Here is a 10,638-nt window from a genome sequence, read left to right on the forward strand (position 1 = left end):
GGGTGGTGCAAGGGATCGTGGTCGAGTACCGCATCGACCGGCGCAGTGGCGTCGCCACCTATCTCCAGATCGTCCAGCAGACCAAACAGGCCCTCCGCCTGGGCCTGCTGGAGCCGGGCGACAAGCTGCCCACCGCACGCGAGGTCGTCGAAGCCACCGCCATCAACCCGAACACCGTGCTCAAGGCCTACCGCGAACTCGAACGCGAAGGCCTCGTCGAGGCCCGCCGGGGCCTGGGCACCTTCGTACGGAAGTCCCTGGGCGGCGCGCCCGCCGACTCGCCCCTGCGCGGCGAGCTCACCGACTGGGCCCGCCGCGCCCGCGCGGCCGGCCTGGAAAGGGACGACGTGGCCGCGCTCTTCACCTCCGTACTCGACGAACACTTCAAGGGGGACACCACATGACCGGGCCAGTGATCGAGGCGGAAGGCCTCGGCAAACGCTACGGACGAGGCCGGGGACAGGCGCAGGGTCAGGGACGGGGCTGGGCCCTGCGGGACTGCTCCTTCCAGCTCCCCGCGGGCCGCGTCTGCGCCCTCGTCGGCCCCAACGGCGCCGGCAAGTCCACCCTGCTCGCCCTCGCCGCCGGGCTCCTGCGCCCCACCGAGGGCGCGATCCGGGGCCCCGGCCGCGACCGGCTCGCCTACGTCGCCCAGGACAAGCCGCTCTACCCGCAGCTCACCGTCGACGAGACCCTGCGCATGGGCGCCGAGCTCAACCCCGGCCGCTGGGACGCCGCCACCGCCCGGCGGATCGTCACCGACGGCGGGCTCGACCCCACCACCCGCGTCCGCGCCCTCTCCGGCGGCCAGCGCACCCGCGTCGCCCTCGCCCTCGCGCTCGCCAAACGGCCCGAACTGCTTCTCCTGGACGAGCCGATGGCGGACCTCGACCCGCTCGCCCGTCACCAGCTGATGGGCGCCCTCATGGCCGACGCCGCCGAACACGGCACGTCCGTGGTGATGTCCTCACACATCCTCACCGAGCTCGAAGGCGCCTGCGACCATCTGCTCCTCGTCGACGGCGGCCGCATCCGCCTCGGCGGTCCCATCGACGACCTCCTCGCCGCGCACACCCTGCTCACCGGCCCGGTCGCCGACCTCGCCCCGCACACCGTCGTCGAATCACGGACGACGGGCCGTCAGCTGACCGCCTTGATCAGGGCCCAAGGCCGGGTCGACGGCCCCTGGGAGACCGCCGAACCCACCCTGGAGGAGCTGCTCCTGGCTCACCTGCGCTCTCCCCAGGCCCCGACCCTGCTGACCGAAGGAGCCACCGCGTGAGCACCCTCCTCTCCCCCACGGGCCCCCGCTGGGTCGTCGTACGCCAGCACCGCACGGCGCTGTGGACGGCCGCGGCCGCCGTCGCCGCGAGCGCCGCCCTCGTCACGGCCCTGCGCATGTGGGACGACGCCGTCCCCGGCACGAACCAGGACAACGGCTACGCCCTGCTGCGTATCGGCATGGACTACGCGGCCATGCTGCTGCTCGCCCTGCCCCTGCTGATCGGCGCGTTCGTCGCCGGCCCCATGGTCGCGCGCGAACTGGAGAGCGGGACGTACAAACTGGCCCTGACCCAGTCCGTCACGCCGCGCCGCTGGCTCGCCTCGAAGCTGGTGATCGCGGTCACCGTGACGGCCGTCGGCACGCTCGCGCTGATGGGGGTCTTCGCACTCGGCCGGTCCCGGGTGGCGAACGAGTACCTGTTCAGCTGGGATGAGCGCGGTACGTACGAAGCGACCGGCACCGTCCTCCTCTCCTACTGCCTGCTCGCCGTCGCCGTCGGCGCGCTCGTCGGCCAGCTCGTCCGGCGCACCCTGGTGGCCATGGCGGCGACCGGTGTCGTCCTGGGCGTGGTGCAGCTCGTGCTCACCGCGCTGCGCTGGGACTTCCTGCCGGTACGGACGCTCACCGGCCCGTACGGCGCGGACCTCCTCGTACCCGACGAGGGCCTGTACATGGACTCCGGGCTGATCAGCACCTCGGGGCAGCGGCTGCCCGGCTGGTACTGCCCCGAGCCGCTCACGGAGAACGGGATCTGCCGGTCCGACGTGGACATCGCCGCCCAGTACATCGACTACCACCCGGCCTCCCACTTCTGGCCCACCCAGCTCATCGAGACCGGTATCGTCCTCGCGCTGACGGCCCTCGTGCTCGCCGCCGCCTTCAAGGTGCTGCGCGCCCGCCACGCGTAGCCCGCCGGGCCCGGGAACCCACCTCCCGGGCCCGCCTCCATATCCCGCACGTCATGTCGCCGTCACCCGCCATTCAGACACGCTTGCGACCCTCGGCGAATGAAGCCCGCCGTGCCCGCCCTCCCCAAAGGGAGACTTCCCTCCACCACGGCCCGCTCCGACGCGCCCGACCACCCCTTCGCGCGGAAGAATGGGGCCATGAGCCAGCAGCCCGCCGAGGTCCCGGTCCAGTCCTCCGCACAGCCCGCCGCCCAGCCGTCCGTCGGGTCCATAGCCGCGCACCGCGCGCCCACCGTCTCCCCGCACCCGGTCTCCGACCTGGAGCCGGAGATCGACGCCGATCTCGACTCCTACGAGGCCGACGGCTACGGCGCCGAGCTGCCCCAGGGCCGCTTCCTCGACCGTGAGCGCAGCTGGCTGGCCTTCAACGAGCGCGTCCTCGAACTCGCCGAGGACCCCGCGACCCCCCTCCTCGAACGAGCCAACTTCCTCGCGATCTTCGCCTCGAACCTGGACGAGTTCTTCATGGTCCGGGTGGCCGGCCTCAAGCGCCGGATCGCCACCGGCGTCGCCACCCGCTCCGCGTCCGGGCTCCAGCCCCGCGAGGTCCTCGACCTGATCTGGACCCGCTCGCGCGAGCTCATGGCCCGGCACGCCGCCTGCTTCCAGCAGGACGTCGCCCCCGCCCTCGCCGACGAAGGCATCCACCTCATCCGCTGGCCCGAGCTGACCGAGAAGGAACAGGCCCGCCTGTTCACCCTCTTCCGCCAGCAGATCTTCCCGGTCCTCACCCCCCTCGCAGTCGACCCGGCGCACCCCTTCCCGTACATCTCCGGCCTCTCGCTCAACCTCGCCGTCGTCGTACGCAACCCGGTCAGCGGCCACCGCCACTTCGCCCGGGTCAAGGTGCCGCCGCTGCTGACCCGCTTCCTGGAGGCCTCCCCCCAGCGGTACGTCCCCCTGGAGGACGTCATCGCCGCCCACCTGGAAGAGCTCTTCCCGGGCATGGAGGTGCTGGCCCACCACATGTTCCGGGTGACCCGGAACGAAGACCTGGAGGTCGAGGAGGACGACGCCGAGAACCTCCTCCAGGCGCTGGAGAAGGAGCTCATGCGGCGCCGCTTCGGCCCGCCGGTCCGCCTGGAGGTCGAGGAGTCCATCGACCCGTACGTCCTCGACCTGCTCGTGCGCGAGCTGAAGGTGTCCGAGTCGGAGGTCTACCCGCTGCCCGGGCCGCTGGACCTGACCGGGCTCTTCGGCGTCGCCGCCCAGGACCGGCCCGAGCTGAAGTACCCGAAGTTCGTCGCCGGCACCCACCGCGACCTCGCGGAGGTCGAGTCCGCGTCCGCGCCCGACATCTTCGCCGCGCTGCGCGAGCGGGACGTCCTGCTGCACCACCCGTACGACTCCTTCTCCACCTCCGTCCAGGCCTTCCTCGAACAGGCCGCCGCCGACCCCGACGTCCTCGCGATCAAGCAGACGCTCTACCGGACCTCCGGCGACTCCCCCATCGTCGACGCCCTCATCGACGCCGCCGAGTCCGGCAAGCAGGTCCTCGTCCTCGTCGAGATCAAGGCCCGCTTCGACGAGCAGGCCAACATCAAATGGGCACGGAAGCTGGAGGAGTCCGGCTGCCACGTCGTCTACGGCCTGGTCGGCCTGAAGACGCACTGCAAGCTCTCGCTGGTGGTCCGCCAGGAAGGCGACACCCTGCGCCGCTATTCGCACGTCGGCACCGGCAACTACCACCCCAAGACGGCCCGGCTCTACGAGGACCTCGGCCTGCTCACCGCCGACCCGCAGGTCGGCGCCGACCTCTCCGACCTCTTCAACCGGCTGTCGGGCTACTCGCGCCGCGAGACCTACCGCCGGCTGCTGACCGCCCCCAAGTCGCTGCGCGACGGGCTCGTGACCAGGATCAACAAGGAGGTCGCCCACCACCACGCCGGGCGGCCCGCCTACGTCAGGATCAAGGTCAACTCGATGGTGGACGAGGCGGTCATCGACGCCTGCTACCGGGCCTCCCAGGCCGGCGTACCCGTCGACGTCTGGGTCCGCGGCATCTGCGCCATACGCCCCGGCGTCCCCGGCCTCTCCGAGAACATCAGGGTCCGTTCGGTCCTCGGCCGCTTCCTGGAGCACTCCCGGATCTTCGCCTTCGGCAACGGCGGCGAACCCGAGGTCTGGCTCGGCAGCGCCGACATGATGCACCGCAACCTGGACCGCCGTATAGAGGCCCTGGTCCGGGTCTCCGACCCGGCCCACCGGGCCGCGCTCACCCGGCTCCTCGAGACCGGGATGTCCGACACCACCTCGTCCTGGCACCTGGGCCCGGACGGCAACTGGACGCGGCACTCCACCGATGCGGAGGGCCAGCCGCTGCGGCACGTCCAGGCGATGCTCATAGACGCGCGGAGGCGCCGGCGTGCACAGCCCTGAATACACCCGGGACGTGACGGCGGGGGAGGTCCTGGCGCCCTATCTGCACACCCAGGCGGGCGCGTTCCTGCGCAGCCTGCGCCTGCACGCCGAGGCCGGCGCCGACACGGCCGGCGCCGCCGAGGCCGCCCAGGCGCTGCGCTGCGCGGCCCGGCGGATCAGCGGGACCCTGCACACCTTCCGGCCGCTCCTCGACGCGGCCTGGTCGGACCAGCTGCGGGCCGAGCTCGCCTGGCTGTCGGGCACGCTCGCCCTTGAGCACGCCTGCACCGCCAGGCTCGTCCGCCTGCTGGACGCGCTGTCCCGCCTGTCGGGCAGCGGTCCCGTACCGGCCGCCCGGGGCGCCGCGTCCGCGGGCGGCGGCCTGACCGTCGGCGCGGCGCGCGCCGGGGCACTCCTGGAGCGCCAGCTGACCCTGGCCCGTACGCGGGCGCACTCCGCGGCGCTCCAGGCCCTGGGTTCCTCCCGCTTCCACGCGGTCGCCGACGCCGTCGCGGTCCTCGCCTCCGAGGTCCCGCTCGGCCCGGCCGCGGCCGCGCCCGCCCTGGAGGTCCTCGACGCGCCCGCCGAGACGGTCGAGCGGCGCCTCCTGGACGCGGTCGCCGCCCTGCCCCTGGGCCGCGCCGCACACCCGTACAACGCCGAGGCCCTCGTCCACGGCCTCGGCGCGGCCGGCGCCGGAGAGGCCCAGGACGCGCCCTGGCACCACGTACGGCTGCTGCTGCGGCTGCACCGCTACGCCGAGGAGGTCCGCACCACCACCGAGCCCGACCCCGCCCTGCGCGAGGCCGGGCACGCCCTGGACCGGCACCGCGACGCGGCCGAGGCGGCGGCCGCCGCGGCCACCGCCGCCCGCACCCCCCGGATCGCCCCGGCCACCGCCTACGCGCTCGGCGTGCTCCACGCCGACCAGCGCCACGACGTCGAGGCGGCCCGGTTCGCCTTCCAGCGCACCTGGCGCCGGGCGACGGTCTCGGTGCCATGATCACCGGCCGGGACGGCACGGTCCTGGCGGCGGGCTGCGTCCTGTGGCGCCGCTCGCCGCACGGGGCCGGCAGTCTCGAGATCTGCCTGATCCACCGGCCCAAGTACGACGACTGGTCGCACCCGAAGGGCAAGCTGAAGCGCGGCGAGGACACGGCCTCCGCCGCCGTACGCGAGGTCCGCGAGGAGACCGGGCACGCGTGCGTGCTGGGTGCCCGGCTGCCCACGGCCCGCTATGTGGCGAACGGCCGCCACAAAGAGGTCGTCTACTGGGCCGCCGAGGCGGGTACGGGCACCTTCACACCCACCACCGAGGTCGACCGCCTCCTGTGGCTTCCCCCGGCGGCCGCCCGCGACCTACTGACCCAGCCCAGAGACCGGATCCTGGTCGATGCCCTGCTCAGAGCCCTCGCGGCCGCCTGAGACCACCCTCCTGGACGCCACCCCTCCGGCGGTTCCGCACCGTGCCTTACGGCACGGTTCACTTCCCGTTCACTCTCCTCCGTCGGCCGCTTCACCTGTTCTGCCTAATTTCGGCCGTACACGGTGCACGTGGATGCGCTGCACCGCACACCCCGACACACGCCGCCGTACAACGGCCAGGACATCAGGTTCACGGCAGGCGGCTTCTGGAAGGAACACCCGAAAGTGAAGCTTTCGCGCAAGAACGGGCTTCGCGCCACTGCGATCGGTGCCCTCGTCGTCTCCGGCGCCCTGGTCCTCACGGCGTGTGGTTCGGACGACAACACCGGCACCAAGGACGGCGACAAGAAGACCGCCGCCGCCTCGAACATCAAGTGCGACGGCGCCAAGGGCCAGCTCCTCGCGGCCGGCTCGACCGCGCAGAAGAACGCCATGGACCTGTGGGTCAAGAACTTCCAGGCCGCCTGTGAGGGTGTCGAGGTCAACTACCAGGCCATCGGCTCCGGCGGCGGCATCACCAAGTTCAACCAGGGCCAGGTCGCCCTCGCCGGCTCCGACTCCGCGCTGAAGGAGGAGGAGGTCGCGGCCTCGCAGAAGATCTGCAAGGACGGCAAGGGCATCAACCTCCCGATGGTCGGCGGCCCGATCGCCATCGGCTACAAGCTGGACGGCGTGGACAACCTCGTCCTGGACGCCCCCACCATCGCCAAGATCTTCGACGACAAGATCAAGAAGTGGAACGACCCGGCGATCGCCAAGCTGAACCCGGGCGTCAAGCTGCCTGACACCTCCATCCAGGCCTTCCACCGCTCCGACGAGTCGGGCACCACCCAGAACCTCGGCAAGTACCTCAGCGAGGCCGCGCCGGCCGACTGGAAGCACGACCCGAAGTCGAAGTCGTGGCCCGCCCCCGGTGGCCAGGCCGCCAACGGCTCCTCCGGTGTCGCCACCGCGGTCAAGGACGCCAACGGCGCCATCGGCTACTTCGAGCTGTCCTACGCGACCGCCAACAAGATCTCCACGGTCAAGCTGAACACCGGTGCCGCCGCCCCGGTCGAGGCCACCACGGCCAACGCCTCCAAGGCCATCGCCGCAGCCAAGATCAAGGGCACCGGCAACGACCTGGCCCTGTCCCTCGACTACAAGACCAAGGCCGACGGCGCCTACCCGATCATCCTGGTCACGTACGAGATCGCCTGCGACAAGGGCAACAAGGCGGAGAACCTGCCGACCCTGAAGGCGTTCCTCAACTACACCGTCAGCGAGGAGGGCCAGAAGGTCCTCTCGGACGCCGGCTACGCGCCACTCCCGGCCGAGATCGCGACCAAGGTCCGCGAGATCGTCCCCACCCTGTCCTGATCCCAGGCCGGGACCGGCCCGTCCAGCACCCCTGACGGGCCGGCCCCGGCATCCGGTGCACCGCCGCCAGGAGCCCCCGGGCTCCGCAGACCGGAGAGTCCGATGGTTACGACAACCACATCACCACCCCCGAAGGGCCCCGACACGGAGGCCCGTCGGTCCAAGAGCACGGCCCGGCCCGGCGACAAGATCTTCCTCGGTCTGTCCCGCGGATCCGGTATCACCCTCCTGGTGATCATGGCCGCGATCGCGATCTTCCTCACCTACCGCGCCGCCCTGGCCATCTCCAAGGACGAGGCGAACTTCCTCACCACCTCCGAGTGGAACCCGGCGGGCAACCCGCCGGTCTTCGGCATCGCCGTCCTCGCCTTCGGCACGATCGTCAGCTCCGTCATCGCGATGATCATCGCGGTCCCGGTCGCCATCGGCATCGCGCTGTTCATCTCGCACTACGCCCCGCGCAAGCTCGCCGCGCCGCTCGCGTACGTCGTCGACCTGCTCGCCGCCGTGCCCAGCATCATCTACGGCCTGTGGGGCGCGATATTCCTCGTCCCGTACCTCGACGGCCTCAACAAGTGGCTCGACGAGTACATGGGCTGGACCTACATCTTCGACAAGGCCAGCGACGGCCTCGCCCGCAACCTCTTCACCGTGGGCATCCTGCTGGCGATCATGATCCTGCCGATCATCACCAACGTGACCCGTGAGGTCTTCCTCCAGGTCCCGAAGATGCACGAAGAGGCCGCCCTCGCCCTCGGCGCCACGCGCTGGGAGGTCATCCGCATGTCGGTGCTGCCCTTCGGCCGCTCCGGCATCATCAGCGCCTCCATGCTGGGCCTGGGCCGAGCCCTCGGCGAGACCATGGCCGTGGCCGTCGTCCTCTCCCCGAGCTTCGTCATCTCCGGGCACCTCCTGGACCCGGGCGGCGGCACGTTCGCCCAGAACATCGCCTCCAAGTTCAACGAGGCAAACGAGTTCGGCCGCGACGCGCTGATCGCCTCCGGCCTGGTGCTCTTCGCCATCACACTGCTGGTCAACGGCGCGGCCCGGTGGATCATCGCCCGCCGCAAGGAGTACTCGGGGGCCGCCGCGTGAGCGACGTACGCACGGCCGCCGGGCCGCAGACAGCGGCGAAAGCCGCCCCTCTGCGCCGTGCGGGCGGAGAAGCAAACGAAAGGGGCGCAGCATGAGCCACGCCATTCAGGACCGGCCCGTCCAGACCGCGGTCAGGCACGACCCGCTCCGCCACGCCCGGCTCCCCCGCTGGTCCCCCCTCGCCATCGCCGCCGGCTCCATCGCGGCCGGCGTCGGCCTCGGCCTCGCCGCCGGCTGGCACAGCCGCATCCAGTGGGGCCTGCTCGCCGCGCTGTTCTTCGTCCTCGGCACGTACGCCGTCACCGCCAAGGTGGAAGGCAGCCGCCAGGCCAAGGACCGCGTCGCCACCAGCCTCGTCTGGGTCTGTTTCATCCTCGCGGTCATCCCGCTGCTCTCGCTGGCGTGGGTCACGATCAGCAAGGGCCTGGAGACCCTCGACCCGTACTTCCTGTCCCACTCGATGAACGGCGTCCTCGACGCCGAGGTCGGCGGCGGTATCTACCACGCGCTGCTCGGCACCATCGAGCAGGTCCTCCTCGCCACCCTGATCGCCGCCCCCATCGGGCTGCTGACCGCGGTGTACCTGGTGGAGTACGGACGCGGGAAGCTCGCCCAGGCCGTCACGTTCTTCGTCGACGTCATGACGGGTGTCCCCTCGATCGTCGCGGGCCTGTTCATCCTGGCCACCTGGAATCTGATGCTGGGCTTCGGGCCCTCCGGATTCGCCGGCGCGATGGCCCTGGCCATCCTGATGATGCCGGTGGTCGTCCGCTCCACCGAGGAGATGCTCAAGCTCGTCCCCAACGAGCTGCGCGAGGCCTCCCTCGCCCTGGGTGTCCCCAAGTGGCGCACGATCCTCAAGGTGGTCCTGCCCACCGCGATCGGCGGCATCACCACGGGCGTCATGCTCGCGGTCGCCCGTATCACCGGCGAGACGGCCCCCGTACTGCTGCTCGTCTTCGGTACGAAGCTGATCAACGAGAACCCCTTCGAAGGCGCTCAGGCCTCGCTGCCGCTGTACGTGTACGAGCAGTACGCGGTCGGCACCGACGCCGCGATCTCCCGCGCCTGGGCGGCCGCCCTCGTGCTGATCGCCTTCGTCATGATCCTCAACCTGGTGGCCCGCGGCATCGCCCGCTGGAAGGCCCCCAAGACCGGCCGCTGACCGCGGTCACGAAAGAAGCAGTGATTCCCATGGCCAAGCGAATCGACGTCAGCGGCCTCTCCGCCTACTACGGCGCCCACAAGGCGATCGACGACATCTCCATGACCGTCGAGCCCCGCTCCGTGACGGCCTTCATCGGCCCGTCCGGCTGCGGCAAGTCCACCTTCCTGCGCACCCTCAACCGCATGCACGAGGTCACCCCCGGCGGCCGCGTCGAGGGCAAGGTGATGCTCGACGACGAGAACCTGTACGGCTCCCACGTCGACCCGGTCGCCGTGCGCCGCACGGTCGGCATGGTCTTCCAGCGGCCGAACCCGTTCCCCACGATGTCGATCTTCGACAACGTCGCGGCGGGCCTGCGGCTGAACGGCAAGTACAAGAAGTCCCAGCTCAACGAGATCGTCGAGCGCTCCCTCAAGGGCGCGAACCTCTGGAACGAGGTAAAGGACCGCCTCAACAAGCCGGGCTCCGGCCTCTCCGGCGGCCAGCAGCAGCGCCTGTGCATCGCCCGCGCGATCGCGGTCGAGCCGGACGTCCTGCTGATGGACGAGCCCTGCTCGGCGCTGGACCCGATCTCCACGCTGGCGATCGAGGACCTGATCGGTGAGCTCAAGGAGCGCTTCACGATCGTCATCGTGACGCACAACATGCAGCAGGCGGCGCGCGTCTCGGACCGCACGGCGTTCTTCAACCTGGCGGCCGTGGGCCAGCCGGGCAAGCTGATCGAACTGGACGACACCGAGCGGATCTTCTCCAACCCGTCCGTCCAGGCGACCGAGGACTACATCTCCGGCCGCTTCGGATAAAGCCCCTTGCGGTGCTGCATGGCGGTGCCACTGCAAGGCGAAGGGCCCGCCCCCTCTCCCGGGGGGCGGGCCCATTCACGTACGTACTCCTGCGCACCCGCAGCGAGGGTCAGCCGAACGCCAGGTTCACCACGAAGAAGCTGAACGCCGCGACCAACGCCGCCGCCGGCATCG

At 71.0% G+C, this 10,638-nt stretch carries 10 protein-coding genes; all 10 read left to right on the top strand.

From position 1 onward, the window contains the following. Window positions 1-17 precede the first annotated feature (17 nt). The 10 genes from IEZ01_RS27885 to pstB all read left to right on the top strand — a co-directional run bounded on the left by IEZ01_RS27885 (window position 18) and on the right by pstB (window position 10,464). The gene (locus IEZ01_RS27885) at window positions 18-404 is read left to right on the top strand and encodes a GntR family transcriptional regulator (protein ID WP_189204411.1); all 387 of its coding nucleotides are present in this window, start codon (window positions 18-20) and stop codon (window positions 402-404) included. Beyond that, window positions 401-1,282 (top strand): ABC transporter ATP-binding protein, encoded by an 882-nt coding sequence (locus tag IEZ01_RS27890; protein ID WP_189204378.1) that lies wholly within the window; start codon window positions 401-403, stop codon window positions 1,280-1,282. The genes IEZ01_RS27885 and IEZ01_RS27890 overlap by 4 nt, the downstream gene beginning before the upstream one ends. Further along, window positions 1,279-2,193, top strand: coding sequence for an ABC transporter permease (locus IEZ01_RS27895; protein WP_019887530.1), 915 nt, complete (start codon window positions 1,279-1,281; stop codon window positions 2,191-2,193). Before IEZ01_RS27890 ends, IEZ01_RS27895 begins: the two co-directional genes overlap by 4 nt. A gap of 198 nt (window positions 2,194-2,391) precedes the next feature. Then, window positions 2,392-4,632, top strand: coding sequence for an RNA degradosome polyphosphate kinase (locus IEZ01_RS27900; protein ID WP_019887531.1), 2,241 nt, complete (start codon window positions 2,392-2,394; stop codon window positions 4,630-4,632). Further along, a complete protein-coding gene (locus IEZ01_RS27905) occupies window positions 4,619-5,617 on the top strand; it encodes a CHAD domain-containing protein (RefSeq protein WP_019887533.1) in 999 nt (332 codons plus the stop codon). Before IEZ01_RS27900 ends, IEZ01_RS27905 begins: the two co-directional genes overlap by 14 nt. Then, window positions 5,614-6,039 (top strand): NUDIX hydrolase, encoded by a 426-nt coding sequence (locus tag IEZ01_RS27910; protein ID WP_019887534.1) that lies wholly within the window; start codon window positions 5,614-5,616, stop codon window positions 6,037-6,039. The genes IEZ01_RS27905 and IEZ01_RS27910 overlap by 4 nt, the downstream gene beginning before the upstream one ends. A gap of 225 nt (window positions 6,040-6,264) precedes the next feature. Continuing rightward, on the top strand, window positions 6,265-7,398 hold the full coding sequence (gene pstS / locus IEZ01_RS27915; protein WP_019887535.1) for a phosphate ABC transporter substrate-binding protein PstS: 1,134 nt from the start codon (window positions 6,265-6,267) through the stop codon (window positions 7,396-7,398). A 102-nt stretch (window positions 7,399-7,500) separates the two neighbouring features. Beyond that, complete coding sequence (pstC, locus tag IEZ01_RS27920) at window positions 7,501-8,493, top strand: phosphate ABC transporter permease subunit PstC (RefSeq protein WP_019887537.1); 993 nt, start codon at window positions 7,501-7,503, stop codon at window positions 8,491-8,493. Between the two features lie 91 nt (window positions 8,494-8,584). Then, on the top strand, window positions 8,585-9,658 hold the full coding sequence (pstA, locus tag IEZ01_RS27925; RefSeq protein ID WP_019887538.1) for a phosphate ABC transporter permease PstA: 1,074 nt from the start codon (window positions 8,585-8,587) through the stop codon (window positions 9,656-9,658). A 29-nt stretch (window positions 9,659-9,687) separates the two neighbouring features. Further along, window positions 9,688-10,464, top strand: coding sequence for a phosphate ABC transporter ATP-binding protein PstB (gene pstB / locus IEZ01_RS27930; protein ID WP_019887540.1), 777 nt, complete (start codon window positions 9,688-9,690; stop codon window positions 10,462-10,464). The last annotated feature ends 174 nt before the right edge of the window (window positions 10,465-10,638 follow it).

The sequence above is a fragment of the Streptomyces purpureus genome, assembly GCF_014648195.1.
Classification (GTDB): Bacteria; Actinomycetota; Actinomycetes; order Streptomycetales; family Streptomycetaceae; genus Streptomyces; species Streptomyces purpureus.